Consider the following 24279-nt stretch of genomic DNA (forward strand, 5'->3'; position numbering starts at 1 on the left):
CCCACACTATGCTTTGGCTAAAATATTATTTACAAAAACCAGAAAAAGGTTTCGATCCAGTTCCAAAAGCTTTTGCAGAAAAGTATGCGGCAAACGAATACAAAAAATTTGATGGCAAAATAATAGATGTTATAAAAACCCACTTAGGCAATTTCGAAGATAAAACTTTACTCGATCTCGGTGCTGGCCCGGGGCAATATAGTATCGAATTTGCCAAACGAGGAGCAAAAGTTACCTGGCACGACATTAGCCAGAATTATTTAGCCATAGCCAAAGCTAAAGCTGAGGACGAAAATATAACGGTAAATTTTTCATTGGGCTATTTAGAGGAAGCCCATGGCAAGTTCGATATTATTTTTAATCGCATATGTTGGTATTATTGCATCAATGATTATCGATTTGCAAAATGTATCTATAACTTAATCAAAAAAAATGGGTACGGTTTTATTGTGGTAAACAATGAGAAATACCTGCAGGAAGAACTTGCAAAAGAATCTGGTTTTAGAAAATTGGCCATTAAAATGAGCTTTTGGCTCAATGAAAATTTTAATATTAAGCTTACCCACGTTCATCCATCCCATAAGAAACTAAGTAAAATATTTGCCAGCTTAAATTTCAGGCACTTACATTTAGAACAATGTGGGCATAACACCTTAATTACATTTAACAAGTAGACTAATTATCTGTTAACTTTGCTCCCTTAACCCTTTTAAGGAAAGATTTAATATGTTGATGCGTAAATTAAAATATAGCTTCTGGCTTTTGTGTATTACTTTTTTTTGTGTAGGAGCAGGAATAAAACATCCATTACATGTAAGCACAACTGAAGTAAACTTTAATGCAAAGGATAAAACTTTAGAAATAAGCTGTAAAATCTTTTCAGATGACTTTGAGGCAATTTTAGCCAAATTATACAAACAGAAAACCGATCTGAGCAATCCAAATATGAAGAGTGCGATGGATGAACTGGCAAAAAAATATTTACTTTCTCATTTACAGCTAAAAGCCAATGGCAAAGCTGTTGCAATGAATTACATCGGATTTGAGATCGATCATGAGGCCACTAATATTTATCTTGAAGTGGAGAAAATTTCCGCCATAAAATCGGTTGAGGTGAGTAATACTATTTTATACGATATGTTCGATGATCAGATGAGTATTGTGCATATTGTAAAAGGCGCTGTCCGTAAAAGCACAAAAATCCTTTACCCTGAAAAAAAGTTCACAGCAAACTTTTAATTGTAATTTTTGTATTAGATAACGACTCAATGTTAAATTACCGTTAATTTAGAAGGCAATATTATTTAAGTCAATATCTGCTGAGAAACATTTCTTGTAATCTTTTTTTAAATACTGCGTTGTTAAAATAAGTTATGCATCTAATCATCTTCTCCAACAAATTAACGCCTCGGATAAAATATATTTTTAACTTTATTTTTAAAGATATACTCAAAACTGAATTAGAATTTACGGGCAATAGCCAATATTTTCTACAGAGCGAGCACATTAAAATCAGCTATAGCGATGAACCACTAGGTGAGGAACTATTCTTCAAGAGCACATCTTTACTCCTCTCCAATAAATTAGAAGAAATTAATCCAAAAACTATTTCATTTGGCGAATATCAGACTCCATTTCCAGTTACTACCCAATCTGCCTTACCTTTCGATGTTTATGCAGCCTCGTTTTTTATATTAAGCCGATATGAGGAATATTTTTACCCCAAAAAAAACGAAGAAGAATTTAGGCCATCAAAAAGCTACCAACATAAATGGAAGATTTTAGATAAACCAATTATTGATGAGTGGGCATTGATCATTAAAAGTTTGATCAAAAAAAAGCATCCACATTTTAAATTCCAAGAAAAGAAATTCCAACATCAACCTACCATTCATTTCAATATTTTACCCAACTTACCTGAGGGATTATTAAATAGAACCAAATTTATTTTCAGTGCCATCTTTAAAAAAGAAAACAATTACCTGAGCTCTAAATTTGACAGGCTAACCGGAGTAGGAATTAATAATGAGCAGGTTTTGGCTGAGGTGAACCAATTATTTTCTTCAAAAAAAACTAATCCCCTTTATTTTGTCGATTTCCCTGATGTGCCAATAAATTACATTAAGATAAACGGTGTTTCAAAAACACTTACCGATCAATCAGTTGGATTATTAAAGCCTTGTGCAAGCGATAAGCAAAAAATGCATGAGATTAAGGAAGGCCTGGTTAAGCTCAAAAAAATCCATCCAAACGCCGTCCCAGTAAGTAGTCAGCAATTAGAAGCATTAAAATTCCCAATCTGTTATTTAAACATGCTCAATTCTGGTATTATTTCCGATTATTCTATGGGTTACAGCAATGTATTAGGTTTTAGGGCCGGAACCTGTACGCCATTTAACTGGTATGATCTTCAGCTTGAAAAAGTGACTCCTTTAATTGTTAATTCTTATTGCCTCACCGATTATGTTCTTCAATTTTTAACACACGATGCGGCTGTAAAAACAGTACACCAATATATCGATGCAGTGAAGGTGGTAAACGGCACCTTTTATAGCAGTTGGAGCTTAAAAAGCCTATCTGCAAATGCTAAATATAAAAAATTAAAATCGTTGTTCGGAGAAATGATTAATTACGCTGGAAATTGATTTTAGTTTAAATTATTCGGCTTAAAATTGTTAAATTTAACAATTAAACATCCCGCCGGGATAAACCCTAAGATACCCGAAAACAAATATTATGATTTTTGATGTAAGCAAGACGAAATCTGTCGCCAATACCTTTATTGCCGAACTTCGGGATGAGAATATCCAGAAGGATTCGATGCGTTTCCGAAAAAATTTGGAAAGGCTTGGTGAGTTTTTTGCCTACGAAATCAGCAAATCACTTCAATATACTACCAAAGAAATTGTAACCCCATTAGGTGTATCACCTTGCGAAGTTTTAGCTCAGCAGCCCGTTTTGGCTACTATACTCCGGGCCGGGTTGCCACTTCAACAAGGTTTACTCAACATCTTCGACAAAGCCGAATGCTGTTTTATTTCTGCCTATCGCAAAGTAAAAAAGAGCGGCAGTTTTGTGATTCAGATGGATTACATTTCTACCCCAGATTTAGAAGGAAAAGTTTTGATTATGGCTGATCCGATGTTGGCAACCGGGCAAAGTATGGTGATGTGCTGTAAAGAACTGATTAACCGCTATAAAATTGCAGAACTTCATATCGTTGCCGCAATAGCCAGTACAGAAGGTGTTGCACATGTGCGCGCTAATCTGCCTAAAGCAAAACTTTGGCTGGGAGCAATCGACGAAGAAATGACCAGTAAATCTTACATTGTTCCAGGGCTTGGCGATGCCGGCGATCTGGCTTACGGGGAGAAGGTATAATTCAGTCCTTAGTCTAGAGTCTTTAGTTCAAAGTCGATTATTCTTATAAAATCAATAGAGTGAACATCCTCTTTATATGCAGTAGAAACAAATGGCGTAGTGCCACTGCCGAAAATATCTATAAAAACCATTCTGATCATCAGGTAAGATCTGCGGGAACTGAGCCATCGGCCAGGATTAAAATTAATGCAAAGTTGATTATCTGGGCAGATCTGATCTTTGTAATGGAAAAAAAGCATAAGCAAAGAATCATTGAACGTTTTCCTGAGGAACTCTACGAAAAGGAAATTATTACGCTTCATATCCCAGATGATTATCAGTATATGGATGAAGAACTTATTGAGGAACTAAACGCAAAAGTTGCCGATTATTTATAAATCAAAAATCATTAGGCTACCTTTGTGAAAATCATCACTCATGAAAAAACACATTTTCTTCGACCTTGACCACACCATCTGGGATTTTGACCGTAATGCCGAAGAAACGCTAAATGAGCTTTACCAAACCTATAAGTTAGATGAACTTGGTCTTAAATCCTGTGCCGATTTCATTACTACTTATACCGAAAATAACCATCAGCTGTGGGCCGATTATCACTTGGGAAAAATTACTAAAGATTTTTTAAGATCAGAACGTTTCCACAAAACATTCATTCAATTAGGTATTCATCCCGATGTGATACCTCATCAATTTGAAGATGATTATGTAAGTATTTCACCCACCAAAACCAATTTGTTCGAAGGGGCAGAAAACGTACTGGCTTACTTGCAGCAAAAATATACACTACATATCATTTCTAATGGGTTTAAGGAAACAACCTTAACCAAAATGAACCTATCAAACCTTAATCCTTATTTCGAAAATGTAATTATTTCAGAAGATGTGGGCGTAAACAAACCCAACCCCATCATTTTTGAATACGCACTGGATAAAGCAAAGGCTTTAAAGACCGAAAGTATCATGATTGGTGATAGTCTTGAGGCTGATATTTACGGCGCTTTAAATTTTGGCATGGAGGCTATATTTTTCAACCCTTTACAGAAAAAAAAGCCTGAAGATGTAACAAGGGAAATCATCCACCTTGAAGAGTTGTTAAAACTTTTTTAGTCTTACTCCTTTTTTGTTTGGTTTTGGCATTCATTTGGCATGAGCTTAAAACACACACAAATGAAACCTTAATTAAAATGAAGAAAACCATCTTTTTAGGATTGGCAATGCTTTTTGCTACCCTAACTTTCGCTCAAAACAACCGCAGTGCCGCCGAAGTATTTCTGCAAATCGTTAATCCAGGCAAGTATAATGTATATTTAGATGAAGAACTGGTTGGATCAGCCAATGGCAGGTTTCGTTTTTATAATGTATACAATTCTGCACCCATGCTATCTATTATTCAGGGCAATACTGTAGTGATAAAACAGAGAATTAGGATTATCCCGCAACAAAGGCTTGTATTAAGTTTTGAGGATAAAAGGTTAATTACTTTAAAACAGCTAAATATCTATCGCAACAGGCAATATGCCCTTAACGATTTTGATGGCTATACCGGAGATTATAATACTGGTATTGTTCCGCCAATCCAAACACAACCCGAGTTGAATTACAGATTACTTTCCGACGAAGCTTTTCAGGCCTTTTTAACCCAATACAAAAAAGAAAGTTTTGATGATGGCAGGGCGAGGATGATTAATGTGGTGAGTAAAAATGCCTCCCTGCTAAGCGCTCAGGCGAGGGTACTTTTAAAATCTTTCTCTTTTGATGATGAGCGCTTAAAAGTGGCGAAGAATCTTTACAAAACCGTTGCCGACCCTCAGAACTATTTTACCTTATCTGATATTTTTGTTTTTCCATCTAATAAGGACGACTTCTTAAAATATTTGGAGAAGCAGTAATTCGGCTTATCTTTATTGAATGACGGCTGCAAAAATAAAGGCATCGATACATAAAATTATCGATGCCTATAAATCGAAATTATCTCACTACGCTGAAGATATTTTTCAAACCACACCACCCATTGCCGGATGGAGCTACAGCGAAGTATATTCACATATTTTCGATTCAAGCCTGCTCTCATTAATTGCACTCGAACGCGCAGCAAGTGGTAAAGGCGAAAAAAAACCCACGCATTTTATTTTAAAACTGATTTTAGTTTTAGGCGCCTTACCACCAGCAAAAAAGTATAAAGTTCCGAAAAGACTGGCCGAGCGTGTAAAAAAAATCAGCAAAACAGAAGCACTCGATTTTATTTTGGAGTTTGAGAAAGGCCTCGATGATAATTATCCCGTAATTGCCAACGCAAAAGCCGACTGCAAAACAAAACACCCACGACTAGGCTACTTAAATGCCAGGCAATGGCTAAGATTTATCGAAATTCATTTAAAACATCATCTCAAACAGTTAGAAAGAATAGAAAAGGGCTTTCAGGCATAAATTAATTTCGCCATATTTGAGTAATTCTAAACTCAGTCCCATGAAAACCGCTTTTTACCTTTTAGCCATTATTGTTCTTTGTGCCTGTAATAGCGAAAAGAAAGAAACTACTCAAGCTGTTATTCCAACACCTACCGGGATACAAGGGCTCCAAAAAAGCAACACTGTTCAACCAGCAGCGCAGCGTACAAAAAGTAATCTAATTTTTAATCCACCACATGGCGATGCCGGGCATACCTGTGCTTTAGCGGTTGGTGCACCATTAAACCAAACAGCTGCAATTCAACCACAAAAAAGTGTTAGTCCGCAACCAGTAACTGCTCCGGCAACCCCTGTTGTGAATACTTCAGGTAAAAAATTAAATCCTAAACATGGCGAACCTGGCCACAGATGTGATATTGCCGTTGGCGCACCTTTGGATAGTAAACCAAAACAGGTAGTAACCACACAGCCTGCAGTAAAACAAACTGTAGCTATAAAAACAGGGAAGGGCTTGAACCCACCTCATGGCCAACCCAACCATAGGTGCGATATTGCTGTAGGTGCACCTTTAAATAGCAAACCTGCCCAAGCTGTAAATGCTGTTCCTGTGCCAAGCCCTGAAGTTAAAACTTCAGAAACAAAAGCACTGGAGACAAAAAGTGAAGGGAAATAATAGCATATACTTCGTGTACTTCATGCCTTTAAATATTTTGAATTTGCGCTATCTAACTTAACGCACATTTTTTTACATCTTTGCGTTAATGAAATTACCCGCCATAAAAGGTTTTGACGAAGAAGCATTTAACAAGTATTTAAAAAATACAGGGTGGTTAATGTTGGCGAGAGTTGGAAGTTTAGTAATCAAAATTTTAGTAGGTTTTGCAATTACTAATTATTTAGGAAAGACATTAAATGGCATCTTAAATTACCCCGCAGCCTTCACGACTTTTTTTGTAGCTGCGGCCGCCCTTGGATTAGATGGTTTTATTACGCGTGAACTTCTTCGTACACCAGAAAATAGAGATCGTTTACTTGGAACCGCCTTTTGGCTTAAGCTTACTGGGGGCATTTGTATTATCCCACTTATATATTTTGCATATAGTCTTTGGAATATGCACAAGCCTATTGAAACCCCACTCATCTACGTTCTTATTGTGGGGCTTACCGGAATAACTCAGGCTTTCTATATTACGGATAGTTATTTCCAATCTAAAGTACAGGCTAAATACGTAATGCGTATTCAGGTATTCGGAAACATTATCTCTGCATTAATAAAATTGATATTTATCTTTTTAAAATTAAATGTAGAATGGTTTGTTTTTGCCCTGCTACTTGACACCATAATTCTGGCGATTGGGTACATCCATTTTTATAGGATAAAAGTTGGAAGTGTTTTCAATTGGGTATTTGATTCAACATTGGCAAAATACCTAGTTAAACATTCATGGCCATTAGCACTATCTGCGGTTCTGGTTTCAATATACATGAAAATTGATCAGCTAATGGTTGAAAATTATCTTGGCACTGGGGCCTTAGGAATTTATTCAACCGTCGTACAGCTAAGTGAAAGCTGGTATTTTATACCTGTTGCGATAGTAACCTCTGTGTTTCCTGCAATTATGAATGCCAAGAGAGATAATCCAGAAAGATACATGAAACGTCTACAAAACATGTACGACATTATGGTTTGGATAAGTTTGAGCGTAGCACTTTTCATGACTTTTGCCTCACCAATCATATACCATATCGTTTACACTCCAGAATTTTGGGATGGTGCACATGTGTTAACTGTTCATGTTTGGGCAGGTATATTTGTTTTCCTAGGTAGCGCCAGTGGGCAGTATCTTATTGCAGAAGGATATACCAAGTTATCGATGCTCCGAACCGGAATGGGAGCGATAGTGAATATCGCTTTGAACGTATTATGGATACCAAAATTTGGCATTATGGGGGCTGCTCTTGCCACGCTGATTGCTTACTTTACAGCAACCTTTTTCATTTTATTAATTCCTAAAACTAGGCAACAGGGTATAATGATGTTAAAATCATTATTTTTGGTCACCGCATTTCAAAAAATATTTAAACATTGAGTACTCTTAAAGCATTAACCACATTAATTGCAAAGCCAAGCAGGCTTAAGGCATTATTATCATACGGACATAAAGGCTACCTGAACAGCATTGGCTGGTTCAAGGCTTTTGATAAAAAACAGGCCGTAGACGGGCAAGGAAAAGCTTTGCCTTGGGTAACTTATTCGTTTATCGATTTTATTAAAGAACGGATAAACAAAACACAGCATATTTTCGAATATGGCTCTGGCAGTTCTACTATTTTTTATGCAGAAAGAGCTGGCTCGGTAACTTCTGTAGAGCACGATAAAGGCTGGTTTGATAAAGTAAAAAACACCAGTCCCGCCAATGCTGAAATGATATTCTGCCAATTGGAAAAAGATGGAGAATACGCTAAAAAAGCAACTTTGCTTGATAAAAAGTTCGACATTATTATTGTTGATGGGCGTGATCGTGTAAACTGTTGTAAGTATAGCGTAGCTGCGTTATCCGCAAATGGCGTATTGGTTTTAGATGATAGTGAACGTGAAGTTTATAATCCTGCGCGTGTGCTTTTAAAGGCCCAAGGATTCAAAGAAATCAGCTTCAGTGGGATTTCACCAGGTCTTTTTTACGAAAAAGCAACCTCAGTTTTTTACAAGCAGGATAATTGTTTAGGTATTTAAATCAGTAAGCATCATGTTAAGCGAAGAAGTAAAAACGGCCTACGATAATTTTTATACCAATAGCGATGTAGCATGGAGAATGCTCGGCGCAAAATATAAAGCCCAGAACATCGTTGATGTTTGCAAAGGGTTAAATCCTAAAAAAGTACTTGAGGTTGGCGCCGGAGATGGCAGTATTTTACATTTTTTAAATGAATGGCATTTCGCACCGGAACTGTATGCTTTAGAAATCGCACAAAGTGGTGTCGACATTATAAAAGACCGCAACCTCGCCAGTTTAAAAGAAGCACAAACTTTCGATGGATACAAAATTCCTTATGAAGATGATGCATTTGATCTGATTATTCTTGCGCACGTTTTAGAGCATGTAGAACATGAGAGGATCCTGATCCGTGAATTGAAAAGGGTAGCAAAGTATATTGTAGTTGAAGTACCTAAAGATTACCGTTTTGGTGTAGACCAAAGAATGAAGCATTTTTTGGATTATGGACACATTAACATGTATACACCAACTTCTTTAAGGTTCTTGTTACAGAGTGAGGGTTTAGAAATTTTAGAAGATAAAGTTTCGATGACCGCTCCAGAAACGGTAAAGTTTAATGAGTTTATTAATAGAAAAGCACCAAAAACATTTTCTAAAAATTTAAAAATCGAGCTGGAATACCGGATTAAAAAAGCTTTGGGTAATTTTTTGGGTAAGAAAAAACAGGAACAGTTTGCTAACGCATATACCGTATTAACAAAAAAATCTGACCATAATCTACATATATTTTAGGGAATTAATCGGTAATTTAGGGAGTCGTCATTTCGAGCGGAGTGCAACGGAGCCGAGAAATCTTAACGCTTAGTTCTTATTTAAAGATTTCTCCATTCCGCGTTGCTCCAGTCGAAATGACGGAGGAACTGAGCAGTTTATTGATAGGACTAATTGATAAAAGACAAAAATGCAAAATCTTGCCCCAATAGCACTTTTCGTATATAACCGTCCGCAGCATACCGAGCGTACGTTACAATTTCTGCAACAAAATGAATTGGCTGCACAAAGCCAATTGTATATCTTTTCAGATGGTGCCAAAACAGTTCAGGATGAAGAAAAAGTTGCCGCGGTAAGAAAAATCATCAAAAAAGTAGATGGTTTTAAATCGGTTAAAGTAATCGAAAGTAAGGCAAATGCAGGATTAGCCAATTCGGTAATTGCAGGCGTAACCCAATTAATAGCAGAATACGATCAGGTAATTGTTTTTGAAGATGATCTGGTTACTTCTCCCCATACTTTAGCCTATTTTAACAATGCTTTAAACCATTACCGCGAAGAGGGAAAAGTAATGCATATAGGGGCCTACATGTATCCCTTAAAATCAGATAAACTTTCGCAATCTTTTTTCTATAGGGCTGCCACAAGTTGGGGCTGGGCTACATGGGGAAGGGCATGGAAAAACTTCGAACCAGATATCGACGTCCTTTTAAAACAGTTTGATAAAAAGAAAAGAACTGCATTTTCCATCGATAATAAAATGAATTTCTGGAAACAGATGCAAGAGTTTAAGAAAGGGAAAAACAACAGTTGGGCAATTAGATGGTATGCTTCCATCTTTCTAAAAGGAGGCATCACACTTAATCCATCGCAATCACTCGTTAACAACATAGGCCATGATGGCACTGGCGTACATTCAGGAATAAATGATATCTATAACGTAATTATCAACCCCAAACCAATTGTCGAATTTCCAACGGTAATAGCTGAAGACCCCATGGCGTACAAAGCCATCAAAAACTTTTTAATTAAACGGAAAGGCAATATGGTAACCCGAGTTAGGCGTTTTGTAAAAGAAAAGCTGGCATTATATTTTTCCAAAAAATAATTAATCCATTGCCCATTCAGGTAGTTTGCCAATCATAAAAAATAGCTGATATAGCTATCTGTTGTAGACAATTAAAAAAATGACAAACCTTTTTTTAATTGGTCATGTTGCTTATATACATCGAAACTATAAAATAACAACATGAAAACGACAACAGCAACAGCAGAGGTATTAAACGACTTGGTTCAAATTAATAACGACCGTATTGAAGGTTATGAAAAAGCCCGTCAGGAATTAAAAGATGAAGATGCAGATTTAAAGACCCTATTTTTAAGTATGATAGGCGAAAGTCAAAAATATAAAATGGCTTTGGCTACTGAGGTAGCTGCACTAGGTGAAGATATTGAAACAGGAACCACTAATTCTGGTAAAATTTACAGAGCCTGGATGGATGTTAAAGCCTTATTTACTGGCCACGACCGTAAAACGGTTTTAAACAATTGTGAGTTTGGAGAAGATGCTGCGCAAAATGCATACAAAATGGCATTAGAGGAAGAAGCTATCCCTTCAAATATAAGAGATTTAATTTCTGATCAAAAAGCATCATTAAGAACCTCGCATGATGAAATTAAAAGATTACGTGATGCTCAAGCATAAGTGACCTAAATATAAAAACGGAAAAACCTCCTTCGATTTAATTATCAAAGGAGGTTTTTTTTCAATAAAGGCCGTCATCTCGACTGGAGCAACGCAGAATGGCGATCAACATCGGGGCAAATTATTTAAAATTACGCTTCTAATTCCCGATCTAAATGTTCGGTAACACGTTGGATCGTATTGTCGATTGTGTTACTTAAAATCGTAAGATAAGAACCTTTTTTAGCAGTTTCAATAGCGATCTGCAAGCATTCGGTGCTTCTATTATTAATGATAATCTCCTTATTCGGATCAACTTCCTTAATGCCTTTTACCAGCAGATCAACCAGTTCTTGTTGTTGTCTGCCACGGAGATATTTCTCCTGACAAACATAAATTTTATCAAACATCTGAGCAGAAATACGGGCAGTTTCGATAATATCCTCATCTCTTCTATCTCCTGTTGCAGAAATAATACCTACATGTTCGGTAGCTTCAACCCCTTGCAAGAAACCTTTTATGCCATTAAATCCATCAGGGTTGTGTGCAAAATCGACCAGTACTTTAAAATCTTTGAACCTGAAAATATTCATCCTTCCTGGCGTATGCGCTGCAGAAGGAATAAATGTTTCTAACGATAAACGGATATCTTCAGGTTTATAGCCCCATAAATAGGTTGCTAGTGTTGCTGCAAGTACATTCTGGATCATAAAGTTTACGGAACCACCGAAGGTTAAAGGAATGTGAGTGGCTTTATCTACTCTTAGTTTCCAGTCACCGGTTTTAATCGTAATATATCCATTTTCGTAAATAGCAGCTATACCGCCTTTTCTACAATGCTCTTTAATTACTGGATTATTTTCATCCATACTAAAATAAGCAACGTTACAGCGCGCATCTTTGCCAATGCGAACGCAATAACCATTGTCGGCATTTAATACTGCCCAACCTTTACGGCGTACCGCACCGATCACAACCGCTTTAACCCGAGTTAAATCGTCAAGATTATGGATATCAGAAATACCCAGGTGATCTTCCTGGATATTGGTTACTACGCCAATATCACATGCATTAAATCCCAGTCCTGCTCTTAAAATTCCACCACGAGCAGTTTCCAGTACGGCAAATTCTACCGTCGGGTCTTTTAAAATGAACTCGGCACTTACCGGCCCTGTGGTATCACCCTTCATCAACATGGTATTGTGCACATATACCCCATCACTTGTAGTAAAACCTACACGTTTACCATTACTTCTGATGATGTGCGCAATTAAACGCGTAGTAGTGGTTTTTCCGTTTGTTCCGGTTACAGCAATAATGGGAATCTGTGATAGCTTTCCTTGCGGATAGAGCATATCAATAACCGATGCAGCCACGTTTCTAGGCAAACCTTCGCTTGGTGCCAAGTGCATCCTAAATCCTGGTGCTGCATTTACCTCTAAAACCACACCTCCATTTTCGGTTAACGGTTGGGTAAGGTTCTGCGCCATGATGTCGATACCGCAAATATCCAATCCAATTACCCTCGAAATCCTTTCACAGATAAAAATATTTTGTGGGTGCACAATATCTGTTACATCAATAGATGTTCCACCTGTACTTAAATTTGCTGTAGATTTTAAGTAAACCACTTCTCCCTTTTCAGGAATGGTTTCTAAAGTATATTCTTTTTTGGCTAAAAGATCTAAAGTATCCCGGTCAACAGCAATTTCAGTTAATACATTTTCGTGGCCATAACCGCGGCGTGGGTCTTCATTCTCCTTATCAATTAACTCTTGAATAGTATGAATTCCATTCCCCTTAACATGCGCAGGATCGCGTTGGGCAGCAGCAATAACTTTATGATCGATTACGAGCACACGAAAATCGAATCCGGTAATAAATTTCTCAATAATTACCCTTCTCGAATAGGTTTTGGCATATTCAAAGGCCGCTATCGAATCTTCCATCGTTTTCACATTAATGGTTGCACCTTTACCGTGGTTACCATCAAGTGGTTTAAAAACTAAAGGAAAGCCGACTTTTTTTACTGAAGCTTCCAGGTCATCAATATTAGAAATGGTAACGCCTGATGCTACCGGAATGGCGGCTTCGGTAAGCAGACGTTTCGTTTCCTCCTTGTTGCTGGCAATATCTACGGCAATACTACTGGTTTTTTCGGTCATGGTTGCCCTAAAACGTACCTGATTTTTACCATATCCCAACTGTACCAAAGAACTTTTATTCAGCCTGATCCAGGGAATACTTCTGCTTACGGCCTCTTCTACAATAGAGCCTGTACTCGGCCCTAATGCTTCTAGCTCGCGTATTTCCTTCATCCTGCGGATATCGTGCTCTAAATCGTATTCTTCGTTATTAATCAGGGCTTCGGCAATTTTAACTGCAGCTTCAGCAGCGTAAACACCAACCTTTTCTTCCAGGTAACTGAATACCACATTATAAATACCTTCAGTTTTGGTTTGGCGAGTTCTGCCAAAACCAGTTTCCATTCCGGCCAATGTTTGGATTTCTAAAGCAATGTGTTCAATTACATGCCCCATCCATGTTCCTTCTTTCACGCGTGTAAAAAAACCGCCTTCTACACCTTTAGAACAGCGGTGTGTAAACATGCTGGGCAACAATTTCTCTATCCGTTCACTAAACCCTTCAATTACATTGGTTGGTTTTTGCTCCAAATCTTCCAGATCTAAACGCATCTGGATCAGTTTTTTTCGGCTAATCGACCATATGTTTGGTCCTCTCAATACTTGTATGTTTGATATCTTCATGTAATATTTTGTTCTTTTTTATTTAAACAAGGATCTGGGATAGCCTTTTTTAACTCAATTTTTAGAATAAAATTGATGACTGTAAATTATACAATTATTTTGAAATTAGACGTCCCATTTACCTAAATCAATTTTAGCGCCTATTTGTTTTATTTTCAAGCATAACACCGTTAATTTTATGTTATAAAATTTTAACGTTTGTTAATAAATTGAATATTCTTGACAAAAAAAGTCGTGTTTTTTATCTTAAGCCTATATATTTGGGTTTTTTGATACAATTATAATACACAAAGAATGGTTCCGAAAGGTAAACTCATCATCATTGGTGGCGCAATAAATACAGGCAGCTTCGCAGAAACGCAATTTGGACTGCCTGAGAACATGAATTTTTTTGAGCGTGGAATTTTAAAACGGATTACTACAGAATCATTAAGAGATACCCAATCTCGGTTCGAGATCATCACCACAGCATCATTAATGCCCGAAAAAGTTGGTGAAGAATATATCAAGGCTTATGCACAGTTAGATGTGCATAATGTTGGTGTACTTAATATTACCAATCGCGAAGAAGCCAATTCTGATGAAAATTATGAACGGATCAAAGCCGCAGAGGTAATTATCTTTACCGGTGGCGATCAGCTCCGTCTTTCTTCAATCTTTGGCGGAACAAAAATCCACCAGATCCTGTTAGAAAAATATAGAAATGAACCTGTTGTAATTGCAGGTACTTCAGCTGGAGCCGCAGCAAGCTCTAAAAACATGATTTATCAAGGTAGCAGCAAAGATGCCTTACTTAAAGGGGAGGTTAAAATTACCGGTGGACTAGGCTTTATTGATGATGTTATTGTAGATACACACTTTGTTCAACGCGGCAGAATTGGTCGTTTGTTATATGCTGCTGCCAGCAATCCTGGTATTTTAGGGATTGGGCTTGGCGAAGATACCGGGCTTTTCATCTCTGATGGCCATACAATGGAAGCCATTGGCTCTGGTATGGTAATTTTAGTAGATGGCCGCAATATGGCTGATACCAATTTAACCGATGTAGAAATGGGACAACCTGTTTCAATTAAAAACATGGTGGTACATGTAATGTGCGATGGCGACGTTTATGATTTAACGGATCATAGCTTAGTGATTCATCATCCTAAAGTTATACCGATAGCGTAAAAAGGTTTAAGGTGGAGGGTTTAGGGTTTAAGGCCTAAAATCTCGTATCTCAATACTCAAATCTAACAAATGAAACTAATCATACACGGCGGCTTCTTCAGCGAATCGTCTACCAACCAGGAAACAAAAAAGGCTAAACAAGATGCTTTATCTTCGATTGTTACACTCGGACACGAATATCTAAAAACACATACGGCTTTAGAAACCGTGGTTTATACGGTTGCGTTGTTAGAAGATAATGAGCTGTTTAACGCTGGTATCGGTTCGCAGATCCAAAGCGATGGAAAAGTGAGATTAAACGCTGCCTTAATGGATGGTAAAACAGAAAAATTTAGTGGGGTAATTAATATAGAGGATGTTAAAAATCCTATACAAATTGCACAGAACCTACTAACTTATGATGACCGGGTGCTAAGTAGTGATGGCGCCCAACAATTTGCAAGAGCAAATGGATTTGAATATTTCAACCCGATTACCCCACAGCGCCAGTCAGAGTACGAAGCGAAATTAAACCAAAAAAACAATAAAGGAACAGTAGGCTGCGTAGCGCTCGATGTAAATGGAAATTTAGCAGCAGCAACCTCCACAGGGGGAAAAGGATTCGAAATCCCTTGCCGTGTAAGCGATTCTGCAACCGTGGCAGGCAACTACGCTAATCAACATGCAGGTATTTCTTGTACCGGAGTAGGCGAAGATATTGTAAGTGGTGCCTTAGCCGCAAAAATTGTGACCCGTGTTACTGATGGATTTTCTTTGAAGGAAGCATCAGCTAAATCATTTGCCGAACTTAAAGCTTTTGATGGCTTTGCAGGCGTTGTAGGCATTTCTGCAGCAGGCGAAGTGTATCATTGCGACTCGCATCCTTACATGGTTTGGGCATCTTTTGATGTTAATTTACAGGTATTTAGCTAAAATTAGATTTAAAGTATTATTTTTGTTGCATGACCAAAATTGTATTGGCTTTAATCGGCCTTTTTGCATCATTACAACTACAAGCTCAAAACATAGATAAATCTGAGATCCAAGAACCTAATGGTAGTGCTATAAATATAGCAGTATCTAAATTTGATTTGGAAGATGGAAATTCTTTTTTTGAGGAAGCAGAAGATTCAGAGCGAAAAGGCGATTACAACGAAGCCTTAACCTTATTTGGTAAAGCAGCTTTCGAATACAATGCCGTAAAAAACTTCAATAGGTACGGACAGGCCGTTATTAAGATGAGCAGTATGCATTATCAACTTGGCCGTTTCACTGATGCTGAGCAGATTCTTTTAAATGTGGCCTTAAAAAATTATTCTAAAACTGGAAACAGAGCAGGAGTAATGAACACTTATAATCTTTTGGGCAAAGTTTACCTGGCCAATACCAAGTACACGCAGTCAATGTGGTTTTATACACAACAAGGTATACTGGCAAAACAGTTAAAAAGCAACAACTCTTATATCGAATCTATTTTAGGCATCGCTCAGGTTAAAATTAAAAAGAAAGATTTTACACTTGCACTGAGAGATCTGAAATCGGCTGAATGGCTCGCCAATTCGATCAAAAGCACACAATACAAAACGCAAATCAAAGATGCCAGAGAAATGATTGCCAGCAAAACCACCAGTAAAAAGGTAAATCCAAGCTAATAAATATTTATTTTTTTTAAATCTTCCTGCATTACTGATCATATGGCCTTTAAAGGTTTGTAATTGGTCAAATTTTGAGTATCGATCAAAACAAAAAATAACGCTTAACGTTCTACATAAGAAATTGTTAAATAAAAAGCTTTTAGTTAGATTTGATAAAGTTTTAACAAGAGACAGTAATAATGCTGTCTCTTTTTTGTTTTTTTGCTAAAATGGTATCATATTGGCTATATAGAATTGGAAATGGATTTTAAATCATTTAAAGAGATGTTAAAGAGAATATTTTTTGTAATTTTTACTGCGGCAGTACTTGCTTGTCATGCTGCACCTAAAACTCAGCCCATGGTTGAGGGGGTTACCAATGTGAAACCTGATGAGCAGCAACAACTTGTTATAAAAGAGGTTGTAAATTTGATCGAGAGTTATAATTATAAAAAAATTCAGATTAACGATTCTATATCTTCGATCATTTTAGATAAGTATATCAAGTCTCTAGATCAAGGCAAAAATTATTTTCTGGCTTCTGACATTAAGGAATTTGAAAAATACAGATATACTTTAGATGATGATTTTAAAAATGGCGATCTAAGCGGCCCATTTTTCATCTATAACGTTTATGCCAAAAGACTAAACGAATATTTTACCTATTCTTTAGCACAGATTAAAACTAAATATGATTTTAATCAAAGCGACAACTATGTATATGACAGGGAGAAGCAGCCATGGGCAACTTCTTCAACCGCATTAAACGATACCTGGAAAAAACGTGTAAAATACGAACTAATCAACTTAAATCTAGCTGGCACTGCCGAAGCAAAGAACGTAGAAACATTAACTAAACGTTATCAGAACCTACAATCGCAAACTTCAAAAACCAACAATCAAGATGTTTTTCAGATTTTGATGGATGCTTTTACCGAATCTATTGATCCACATACCAATTATTTTAACCCAACCAACGCAGCAGCATTTAACGAAGATATGTCTCGTTCTTTCGAAGGCATTGGTGCCCGTTTACAATTAGAAAACGAGGTAGTTAAAATTTCGGAAATTATTGCTGGTGGACCTGCATTTAAAGGAAAACAACTGAGTGCTGGCGATCGTATTATTGCCGTAGCCCAAGGTGATGGAGAATTTGTTGATGTAGTTGGTTGGAGATTGGATAACACCGTATCGAAAATTAAAGGCCCGAAAGGGACTAAGGTTCGTTTAAAAGTTATCCCTGTTGGAAAAGAAATGTCGTCTAAACCAACAATTATCGAATTGGTTCGCGATAAAATTGTTTTGGAAGAAACATCTGCCAAGAAAAAAGTTAAAACCATTAACAGTAATGGTAAAGATTATAAAATCGGGATTATAACCCTGCCGGCGTTTTATGCTGATTTTAAAGCGGCTAACGCAGGCGATAAAAATTACAAAAGCACAACCCGTGATGTTAGAAAATTAATCGATTCCTTAAAAACTTACGATAAGGTAAATGCAATCGTAATGGATTTACGTGGAAACGGTGGAGGTTCATTAGTCGAAGCCATTTCATTAACGGGTCTATTTATCGATAAAGGGCCTGTAGTTCAGGTAAAAGATTTACGTGGTAAAATTGAAGTAGATGAAGATGAAAACAGCGGTGTAGCTTGGGATGGCCCTTTTGGTGTGATGGTAGACCGTTTAAGTGCGTCAGCATCTGAAATCTTTGCCGGAGCAATACAAGATTATGGACGTGGGATTATTATGGGTAGCCAAACTTATGGTAAAGGTACCGTTCAGTCTTCTATCGATTTAAATAAACTGGTAAACCCAAGTATGTTGCAAAGGGTTGCGGGGTTAATTTCTAAAGATAAAACCGTTGGCACATCGCCAGCTGGGGCAAGCCCTGCTGATATCAACTTAGGTCAGATTAACCTAACAATGGCTAAATTTTACCGTGTTGCAGGTAGCAGTACCCAACATAAAGGCGTAATTCCTGATGTTGTTTTCCCTTCTGTTTATCCAATGGATAAAATTGGAGAGGATACAGAACCTTCTGCTTTACCATGGGATGTTATTCCAAGCTCTATCTTTAAAGCAGTTGCAAATCTGGCCCCTGTTAAAGCACAATTGATTAAAAATAGCGAGCAGCGAATCGCAAACTCATCGGATTTTAAATACCTGAAACAAGATATTGCCGATCTTAAAAAACGTGATAATGAAGTTTCTGTAACCTTAAACGAAGCAAAACTTAAAGCTGAGCGCGATGCGCAAGAAGCTAAAATACTTGCCAGACAGAATGAATTAAGGGCATTAAGAGGATTGCCTGCCATTAAAAAAGGAGATAAAATTACCAAGCAAGATGCTTTCGATTTTATTGAAGATGAATCGTTAAAAGTAATGGGCGATTTCATGCAACAATCTGGCAACTATGTGATGAACTTAGGCGTGATGCCAAAGAATAACTAAGAAGAAATATATTTCAATGGAAAGGCCGCTTTAGCAAAAAACTAAAGCGGCCTTCGTTTTAAAAGACCTTTGAGGTTTGATAGACAAGGTGTCTATCAAACCTCAAAGGTCTAAAATATTTATTTCTTCACCGTTGGCTCAGTCTGTTTATTCAACTGCATGGCCATCATTTCTTTCATTGTTTTGTTCATACCTTCACTGCTTCCATCAAGGAAAATAACGTTTCCATCTCCGTTCTCAGCAAAATGTTTAATCGATTCAGTCCACATGGTAAATAAGATTACCGAAATATCCAGATTGGCCTGCTCCATTTCCTGAGCGGCTTTACTCATACCATGCGCAACCTCTGCGCGGAATAAAGCGATACCCTGCCCGCGTAACTGTGCTGCTTCACGCTCGGCAGTAGCTGCAATTTTGATCGCATTACCATCCGCTTCAGCAGCTTTGGTTTTGGTAATCAATAATGCCTGTCCTTCATTCTCAGCCGCTGCTTTTAAGTTGTTTGAAGCTACTACACGACTCATTGAACGCATAATTTCCTCATCAAAGGTAATATCATTCAATTGAAGATCCTGAAGATGGTAACCCCAGCCATCTAAAACCTGATCTATCTGTTCCTTAACATGAAGTACAATTTCGTTACGCTGCGCCAATACATTAGCCTGCTTTTGTGTAGCCACATATGCCCTAATAGATCCTTCAATGGTTCTGATTAATGCCTGCATTAAGTTAGTAGCATCTACAAACTTAAAAGCTACATTTTTGATCGTTTCTTCATCCTGGTTCACAACAGAATACAGCAGCATTGCCTTAAAGTATACATTGGCCTGATCTTGTGTTACCGCTTGAAACGATAACTCTACAGAGCGGTTTTGTATGGAAATGCGAGAATAAATCTGCTCTATTAATGGAATTTTAAAATTTAAACCTGGCCTTAACTGGCGGCGGTACTTACCGAAAACCGTTACCACCGCAATGGTCCCCTGTTTAACGGTAACGAATGAGCTGAGTAGGATAATGAATGCTACAACGGCTACAATGTAAATGGTGTATTGCATAATTAGATTTTTTTATGAAGTTATAAAAAAATTCATACAAACTACATCAGCCATTTTGTAGCTTTAAGCTTTTCTAACTAACTTATATACAATGAAACCATCATGATTTTTCAAACCACGCAGTGGGATGAATAAATCTGATCGCTTCATCACTTTTAAAAACAAATGATAAACAGATGAAAATTAAATTATTTCTTCCGGCGGCCAGCGTATTGCTTTTTGCTGCTTGCCAGAATAAGAGCCATCAAGATGCTGATGTGGCAAATGCACGCACCCAATTTTTCGATAAAGCAGGCATGGATACTACCGTAAAACCTGGCGATAACTTTTTCCTGTATGCCAATGGAAAATGGATGAAAAACACCGAAATTCCAAAAACCGAAACAGGTTGGGGTTCTTTTTATACTTTATATAACGATAACCTGAAAAATCTGAACAGCATTCTAGAAAACGCTTCAAAGGCTAATGCAAGCAAAGGAAGTACCGAACAAAAAGTTGGCGATTTCTATACCAGTGGAATGGATACCCTTACCATCGAAAAATTGGGCATTGAACCTATAAAACCACTCTTGAGTAAAATAGAAGGGATTAAAAACGACAAGGATTTAATCAGCTTTGTTGCCGACGGCTATAAAAATGGCGAAGGAGATTTATTGGGCTTTGGTGTAGAACCAGATGATAAATTAAGCACTAAAAATGCTTTATCATTTTCTCAGGCAGGCCTTACCTTGCCAGATCGCAGTTATTATTTAGAACAAGACGATAAAGCAAAAAAAATCAGAACCGAGTACCTTAAATACATCACAAAAATTTTTAGCCTGACGGGCGATTCTGCGAATGCGGCTAAATATGCCGACAATATTTTAAAACTGGAAACAGCGATTGCCCAGTCGCATTCAACTCCTGTTCAACTGCGCGATCCACAGAAAAATTATAACAAAATGACGGTGGCTGATTTTCAAAAACAGACTCCAAATATTGAGTGGAAATCTGTCTTAAATAAATTAGGGGCGAGTACAGATACCGTTATTGTTAGGCAGCCAAAATATTATCAAACCTTATCAGCCTTAGTTAAAAGCCAGCCTATCGAAATCTGGAAAGAAAAGTTAAAGTTTGATGCTTTAAACAGATCGGCCAATGCCTTTACCAAAAAATTCAGAGATGCTAAATTCGATTTTTTCTCTAAAACACTATATGGTCAACAAGCACCAACAGAAAGATGGAAAGCTATTGTAAATGCCACCGATCGTAATTTGGGCGAGCTTTTAGGTCAATTATACGCCGAAAAGTATTTCAAGCCAGAGGCTAAAGAGCGTATGTTAACCTTGGTAAACAATTTACAAAAAGTATATGCAGAAAGAATCCAGAAGGTAGATTGGATGACACCAGAAACCAAAAAGAAAGCTTTAGAAAAATTAAACGCATTCATCAAAAAAATCGGTTATCCTGATAAATGGAAAAAGTATGATGATGTTGAGGTTTCGAAAAATACTTATTATGCCAATCTTCAGTCGGCAAGTAAACATGCCTACAAAGAAATGATGGATAAACTGGGCAAAAATGTAGATAAAACAGAGTGGGGAATGACTCCACCAACCGTTAATGCCTATTACAATCCATCTTTCAACGAAATTGTTTTCCCAGCCGGAATTTTACAGTTTCCATTCTTTGACTTTGCTGCAGATGATGCCATTAACTATGGTGCAATAGGCGCTGTAATTGGTCATGAAATGACTCATGGCTTTGACGATCAAGGTCGCCAGTACGATGCCGTTGGCAATTTAAAAGAATGGTGGACGAAAGCCGATGCTGATAAATTTAAAGCCAAAGCGGGTAAAGTAGAAACATTTTACAACAACTTCTCGTTATTGGATAATCAACATGTAAATGGTTCATTAACATTGGGCGAAAACCTTGCCGATATCGGAGGCTTAAACATTGCCTATGATGCCTTTAAATTAACCGAGCAAGGAAAGGGCGATAAAAAAGTTGACGGTTTTACACCAGACCAGCGTTTCTTCTTAAGTTTTGCCCAGGTTTGGAGAATTAAAGACAGAGACGAAAGTATGCGTGTAAGATTAAAGACAGATCCACACAGTCCGGAAATGTTCCGTGTAAACGGCCCTGTTTATAATATGGAAGCATTTTACAAAGCATTCAATATCCCTACAACGGCAAAAATGTATGTTGCGCCTGCAAACAGGCTAGGTGTTTGGTAAGTTATCCTTTTATCTATTAAAAGATGCCCATTTCAGCTAATGAGATGGGCTTTTTTGTTTCCTTAAAACAAAAAGGATGATATTTTGTATTTATCTTATTAAATAATAACCATATGAATGTAAAACGCACTTTTGGAACAATATTAACCGTACTTGGAATAATTGGATTGATCTACGCTGGCTATGGCTTTGTAAGCCACAGCGAAAATACAAGGGGATTAATGGTTTATGGCATTATCGGACTTATATTCTTTGTATCGGGAATTGGCTTGGTAAAGAACACAAAGGACGAAAGCTAAACTAGGCTTTTCTCCTAAGTTTAGATAGCAAAAAGTACAAAGCAGCTGCGAGGTTAGCCCAAAAATAGATCCCAGATTTAAATCAGCAGCCTTTGTAGCCTGTTGCAATTGTACTTATTGCTTCTTTTTATGTTTGATGATCTGGTACTGGCTAAAAGCAACTAAACAACCTGCCAAGATAATAATTCCAGCAGACAATAAGTTCTTAGGGTTTTGGTTGATGTAGTATGCTGCTGCCAGCACTAAAATTGCGGCCGCTATACCTATGATATAATGAAGTATTAATTCTTTTTTCATCCGTATATAATTATTAATTTATTGCTCATTGTTTTCAATGGCATTAATGAGCTCGCAAAAGCCCGGTTTGTTTTTAAAGGTGATGAAGCGACCAGATTTTTAACCCATGTAGATGTTTTTAACGGCGTTCAAGAAGGCTTGAGCCGTTTATTCATCCCACTGTGGTTTGAAAAATCATGATGGTTTCATACGACAAATATTCTGAAATAAATTGAGATTGACGTCGCAGAAGATTAATCTTTTAAACTGATTCTGTTATCACCGAATTTCAGCTGATGGCCAATGAAATCAATATCTGTCAATTCTTTAATTCTTTTAAAGGCACCATGATTATCATCTAAGGTTAAACGGTTAATCTTATCCTGTTTAATGGATACAACATCGGCATATAGAAAATCGCCTTTCGAATTTATTTTTAGCTGAAGCAATGGAGCAATGCCGTTATTGCCTTTTAAGCTAAACATGCCATAGGTACAAAAATTACCCAAACTATAGGCGATGAATTTGTTCTTGTAAACTTCAACTGCACGGGTTACATGTGGTCCATGCCCCAATACCACATCGGCACCGGCATCAATAACAGCATGTGCAAATGCATAAACGTTGCCTCTGTTCTCTTTATAAAAGATCTCGTTTTTACGGGGAATGTGCTCAAACCTTGCGCCTTCACCACCACCGTGAAAAGAAACAATCACAATATCGGCCATCAATTTTAGGCGGGCAACTAAAGCCTTGGCACTGTCGATTTTATTAATCGATACCGTATTCTCGTTTGGTGCAAAGGCACAGAACGCGTACTTTACACTATCCTTTTCAAAAACTTCAAAAGGTTTGTTTACCTGTCCTGCATAATGGATCTGCAAAGAATCTAAAATCCGCGCGGTATTCTTTCTTCCCTTGGCATCAAAATCGCCAACATGGTTGTTGGCGATACTCAATACATTAAATCCTGCACCCTTGTATATCCCGGCATAGCGCTCTGGCATTCTAAAAGCATAACAGTTATTCGGGTTAATGCCATTGCATTTGTTCGAATTGCCCGAGTTAAGGAAACAACCTTCCAGGTTACCAAAAACAATATCTCCTTTTAGTAAACGATCAACCGCTTGAAAGCTATTTACAGCATCATCGGGAGGGAGGTTTGTTTTGGATGGAAAAGCAGAGCCGAGCATAATATCGCCTACAGCAGTAATGGATATTGTATCCTTTATTTTTCTGATTACCGTATCTTGTTTGGCTACAGGCGTAGTAATCTGCGCATTATTACTGGTGCAGCTAATTAAAACAATTAGGATAATAGGTAAGATTAAAGTTGTATTAATAAGCTTCATTCGATGTTCTGCAGGTTGTTTGGCTTCTTCTTAACAGCTATAAAGATCCTGATCCCGAAGTTTCGGGACAGGATGACGATCGCTTGAGAGAAAAGCTAGTTCAATAAAAAA

Annotated in this window: 24 protein-coding genes; 20 read left to right on the forward strand and 4 right to left on the reverse strand. The window is 37.4% G+C overall.

Annotation, left to right across the window (positions count from 1 at the left end):
- Positions 1-8 precede the first annotated feature (8 nt).
- The 14 genes from EZ456_RS00075 (at position 9) to EZ456_RS00140 (ending at position 10983) form a co-directional block, all read left to right on the forward strand.
- The gene (locus tag EZ456_RS00075; protein WP_131526271.1) at positions 9-674 is read left to right on the forward strand and encodes a class I SAM-dependent methyltransferase; all 666 of its coding nucleotides are present in this window, start codon (positions 9-11) and stop codon (positions 672-674) included.
- Positions 675-732: 58 nt separating this feature from the next.
- Positions 733-1239 (forward strand): DUF6702 family protein, encoded by a 507-nt coding sequence (locus EZ456_RS00080; RefSeq protein WP_131526272.1) that lies wholly within the window; start codon positions 733-735, stop codon positions 1237-1239.
- A 134-nt stretch (positions 1240-1373) separates the two neighbouring features.
- Positions 1374-2645: a DUF7033 domain-containing protein gene (locus tag EZ456_RS00085; protein ID WP_131526273.1), complete on the forward strand. Its 1272-nt coding sequence runs from the start codon at positions 1374-1376 to the stop codon at positions 2643-2645.
- A 91-nt stretch (positions 2646-2736) separates the two neighbouring features.
- Complete coding sequence (gene upp, locus EZ456_RS00090) at positions 2737-3381, forward strand: uracil phosphoribosyltransferase (protein ID WP_131526274.1); 645 nt, start codon at positions 2737-2739, stop codon at positions 3379-3381.
- 59 nt (positions 3382-3440) lie between these two features.
- Complete coding sequence (locus EZ456_RS00095) at positions 3441-3758, forward strand: low molecular weight protein tyrosine phosphatase family protein (protein WP_205944992.1); 318 nt, start codon at positions 3441-3443, stop codon at positions 3756-3758.
- Positions 3759-3798: 40 nt separating this feature from the next.
- Positions 3799-4488 (forward strand): YjjG family noncanonical pyrimidine nucleotidase, encoded by a 690-nt coding sequence (locus EZ456_RS00100; protein ID WP_131526276.1) that lies wholly within the window; start codon positions 3799-3801, stop codon positions 4486-4488.
- Positions 4489-4565: 77 nt separating this feature from the next.
- The gene (locus EZ456_RS00105; RefSeq protein WP_131526277.1) at positions 4566-5270 is read left to right on the forward strand and encodes a DUF4476 domain-containing protein; all 705 of its coding nucleotides are present in this window, start codon (positions 4566-4568) and stop codon (positions 5268-5270) included.
- A gap of 19 nt (positions 5271-5289) precedes the next feature.
- A complete protein-coding gene (locus EZ456_RS00110; RefSeq protein WP_131526278.1) occupies positions 5290-5808 on the forward strand; it encodes a DinB family protein in 519 nt (172 codons plus the stop codon).
- A 40-nt stretch (positions 5809-5848) separates the two neighbouring features.
- Positions 5849-6463 (forward strand): hypothetical protein, encoded by a 615-nt coding sequence (locus EZ456_RS00115; protein ID WP_205944993.1) that lies wholly within the window; start codon positions 5849-5851, stop codon positions 6461-6463.
- 88 nt (positions 6464-6551) lie between these two features.
- Positions 6552-7880, forward strand: a complete 1329-nt coding sequence (locus EZ456_RS00120; RefSeq protein ID WP_131526279.1) for a flippase — start codon at positions 6552-6554, stop codon at positions 7878-7880.
- Complete coding sequence (locus EZ456_RS00125; RefSeq protein ID WP_131526280.1) at positions 7877-8524, forward strand: class I SAM-dependent methyltransferase; 648 nt, start codon at positions 7877-7879, stop codon at positions 8522-8524. Before EZ456_RS00120 ends, EZ456_RS00125 begins: the two co-directional genes overlap by 4 nt.
- Before the next feature lie 13 nt (positions 8525-8537).
- Entirely contained in the window at positions 8538-9299 is a 762-nt protein-coding gene (locus tag EZ456_RS00130) for a class I SAM-dependent methyltransferase (protein WP_131526281.1), read from the forward strand.
- Between the two features lie 169 nt (positions 9300-9468).
- On the forward strand, positions 9469-10386 hold the full coding sequence (locus tag EZ456_RS00135; RefSeq protein ID WP_131526282.1) for a glycosyltransferase family 2 protein: 918 nt from the start codon (positions 9469-9471) through the stop codon (positions 10384-10386).
- A 141-nt stretch (positions 10387-10527) separates the two neighbouring features.
- Positions 10528-10983, forward strand: coding sequence for a PA2169 family four-helix-bundle protein (locus tag EZ456_RS00140; RefSeq protein WP_131526283.1), 456 nt, complete (start codon positions 10528-10530; stop codon positions 10981-10983).
- 131 nt (positions 10984-11114) lie between these two features.
- Here EZ456_RS00140 and cphA read toward each other — a convergent pair whose 3' ends face one another.
- Positions 11115-13730: a cyanophycin synthetase gene (cphA, locus tag EZ456_RS00145; protein ID WP_131526284.1), complete on the reverse strand. Its 2616-nt coding sequence runs from the start codon at positions 13728-13730 to the stop codon at positions 11115-11117.
- 294 nt (positions 13731-14024) lie between these two features.
- Between cphA and EZ456_RS00150 the strand changes: the two genes are divergently transcribed.
- From EZ456_RS00150 to EZ456_RS00165, 4 genes are all read left to right on the forward strand, one after another.
- Positions 14025-14900 (forward strand): cyanophycinase, encoded by an 876-nt coding sequence (locus EZ456_RS00150; protein WP_131526285.1) that lies wholly within the window; start codon positions 14025-14027, stop codon positions 14898-14900.
- 69 nt (positions 14901-14969) lie between these two features.
- Positions 14970-15812 (forward strand): isoaspartyl peptidase/L-asparaginase, encoded by an 843-nt coding sequence (locus EZ456_RS00155; protein WP_131526286.1) that lies wholly within the window; start codon positions 14970-14972, stop codon positions 15810-15812.
- A 29-nt stretch (positions 15813-15841) separates the two neighbouring features.
- On the forward strand, positions 15842-16531 hold the full coding sequence (locus EZ456_RS00160; RefSeq protein WP_131526287.1) for a hypothetical protein: 690 nt from the start codon (positions 15842-15844) through the stop codon (positions 16529-16531).
- Between the two features lie 267 nt (positions 16532-16798).
- Positions 16799-18964, forward strand: a complete 2166-nt coding sequence (locus EZ456_RS00165) for a carboxy terminal-processing peptidase (RefSeq protein ID WP_225876440.1) — start codon at positions 16799-16801, stop codon at positions 18962-18964.
- A 119-nt stretch (positions 18965-19083) separates the two neighbouring features.
- On the opposite strand, the gene EZ456_RS00170 is transcribed toward EZ456_RS00165, so the two are convergent.
- Positions 19084-20022: an SPFH domain-containing protein gene (locus tag EZ456_RS00170; RefSeq protein WP_131526289.1), complete on the reverse strand. Its 939-nt coding sequence runs from the start codon at positions 20020-20022 to the stop codon at positions 19084-19086.
- A gap of 176 nt (positions 20023-20198) precedes the next feature.
- Here EZ456_RS00170 and EZ456_RS00175 point away from each other — a divergent pair, with 176 nt between their 5' ends.
- Entirely contained in the window at positions 20199-22241 is a 2043-nt protein-coding gene (locus EZ456_RS00175) for a M13 family metallopeptidase (RefSeq protein ID WP_131526290.1), read from the forward strand.
- A gap of 113 nt (positions 22242-22354) precedes the next feature.
- A complete protein-coding gene (locus tag EZ456_RS00180; protein ID WP_029274977.1) occupies positions 22355-22540 on the forward strand; it encodes a hypothetical protein in 186 nt (61 codons plus the stop codon).
- A gap of 114 nt (positions 22541-22654) precedes the next feature.
- Here EZ456_RS00180 and EZ456_RS00185 read toward each other — a convergent pair whose 3' ends face one another.
- Together EZ456_RS00185 and EZ456_RS00190 are read right to left on the reverse strand one after the other, a co-directional pair.
- Positions 22655-22837, reverse strand: a complete 183-nt coding sequence (locus tag EZ456_RS00185) for a hypothetical protein (RefSeq protein ID WP_131526291.1) — start codon at positions 22835-22837, stop codon at positions 22655-22657.
- 233 nt (positions 22838-23070) lie between these two features.
- The gene (locus EZ456_RS00190) at positions 23071-24168 is read right to left on the reverse strand and encodes a CapA family protein (RefSeq protein WP_131526292.1); all 1098 of its coding nucleotides are present in this window, start codon (positions 24166-24168) and stop codon (positions 23071-23073) included.
- Positions 24169-24279: the final 111 nt, after the last annotated feature.

It is taken from the genome of Pedobacter psychrodurus, from assembly GCF_004331735.1.
GTDB lineage: Bacteria > Bacteroidota > Bacteroidia > Sphingobacteriales > Sphingobacteriaceae > Pedobacter > Pedobacter psychrodurus.

Excerpts from the sequence above, each read along its gene's own strand:
- EZ456_RS00130 (WP_131526281.1), top strand. The coding sequence starts at position 8,538 with ATGTTAAGCGAAGAAGTAAAAACGGCCTACGATAATTTTTATACCAAT.
- EZ456_RS00150 (WP_131526285.1), top strand. The coding sequence starts at position 14,025 with ATGGTTCCGAAAGGTAAACTCATCATCATTGGTGGCGCAATAAATACA.
- EZ456_RS00185 (WP_131526291.1), bottom strand. The coding sequence starts at position 22,837 with ATGAAAAAAGAATTAATACTTCATTATATCATAGGTATAGCGGCCGCA.
- EZ456_RS00135 (WP_131526282.1), top strand. The coding sequence starts at position 9,469 with ATGCAAAATCTTGCCCCAATAGCACTTTTCGTATATAACCGTCCGCAG.
- EZ456_RS00160 (WP_131526287.1), top strand. The coding sequence starts at position 15,842 with ATGACCAAAATTGTATTGGCTTTAATCGGCCTTTTTGCATCATTACAA.
- EZ456_RS00110 (WP_131526278.1), top strand. The coding sequence starts at position 5,290 with ATGACGGCTGCAAAAATAAAGGCATCGATACATAAAATTATCGATGCC.
- EZ456_RS00155 (WP_131526286.1), top strand. The coding sequence starts at position 14,970 with ATGAAACTAATCATACACGGCGGCTTCTTCAGCGAATCGTCTACCAAC.
- EZ456_RS00190 (WP_131526292.1), bottom strand. The coding sequence starts at position 24,168 with ATGAAGCTTATTAATACAACTTTAATCTTACCTATTATCCTAATTGTT.
- EZ456_RS00165 (WP_225876440.1), top strand. The coding sequence starts at position 16,799 with ATGTTAAAGAGAATATTTTTTGTAATTTTTACTGCGGCAGTACTTGCT.
- EZ456_RS00085 (WP_131526273.1), top strand. The coding sequence starts at position 1,374 with ATGCATCTAATCATCTTCTCCAACAAATTAACGCCTCGGATAAAATAT.
- EZ456_RS00115 (WP_205944993.1), top strand. The coding sequence starts at position 5,849 with ATGAAAACCGCTTTTTACCTTTTAGCCATTATTGTTCTTTGTGCCTGT.
- EZ456_RS00140 (WP_131526283.1), top strand. The coding sequence starts at position 10,528 with ATGAAAACGACAACAGCAACAGCAGAGGTATTAAACGACTTGGTTCAA.
- EZ456_RS00175 (WP_131526290.1), top strand. The coding sequence starts at position 20,199 with ATGAAAATTAAATTATTTCTTCCGGCGGCCAGCGTATTGCTTTTTGCT.
- EZ456_RS00100 (WP_131526276.1), top strand. The coding sequence starts at position 3,799 with ATGAAAAAACACATTTTCTTCGACCTTGACCACACCATCTGGGATTTT.
- EZ456_RS00180 (WP_029274977.1), top strand. The coding sequence starts at position 22,355 with ATGAATGTAAAACGCACTTTTGGAACAATATTAACCGTACTTGGAATA.
- EZ456_RS00080 (WP_131526272.1), top strand. The coding sequence starts at position 733 with ATGCGTAAATTAAAATATAGCTTCTGGCTTTTGTGTATTACTTTTTTT.
- EZ456_RS00170 (WP_131526289.1), bottom strand. The coding sequence starts at position 20,022 with ATGCAATACACCATTTACATTGTAGCCGTTGTAGCATTCATTATCCTA.
- EZ456_RS00075 (WP_131526271.1), top strand. The coding sequence starts at position 9 with ATGCTTTGGCTAAAATATTATTTACAAAAACCAGAAAAAGGTTTCGAT.
- EZ456_RS00120 (WP_131526279.1), top strand. The coding sequence starts at position 6,552 with ATGAAATTACCCGCCATAAAAGGTTTTGACGAAGAAGCATTTAACAAG.
- EZ456_RS00105 (WP_131526277.1), top strand. The coding sequence starts at position 4,566 with ATGAAGAAAACCATCTTTTTAGGATTGGCAATGCTTTTTGCTACCCTA.
- cphA (WP_131526284.1), bottom strand. The coding sequence starts at position 13,730 with ATGAAGATATCAAACATACAAGTATTGAGAGGACCAAACATATGGTCG.
- upp (WP_131526274.1), top strand. The coding sequence starts at position 2,737 with ATGATTTTTGATGTAAGCAAGACGAAATCTGTCGCCAATACCTTTATT.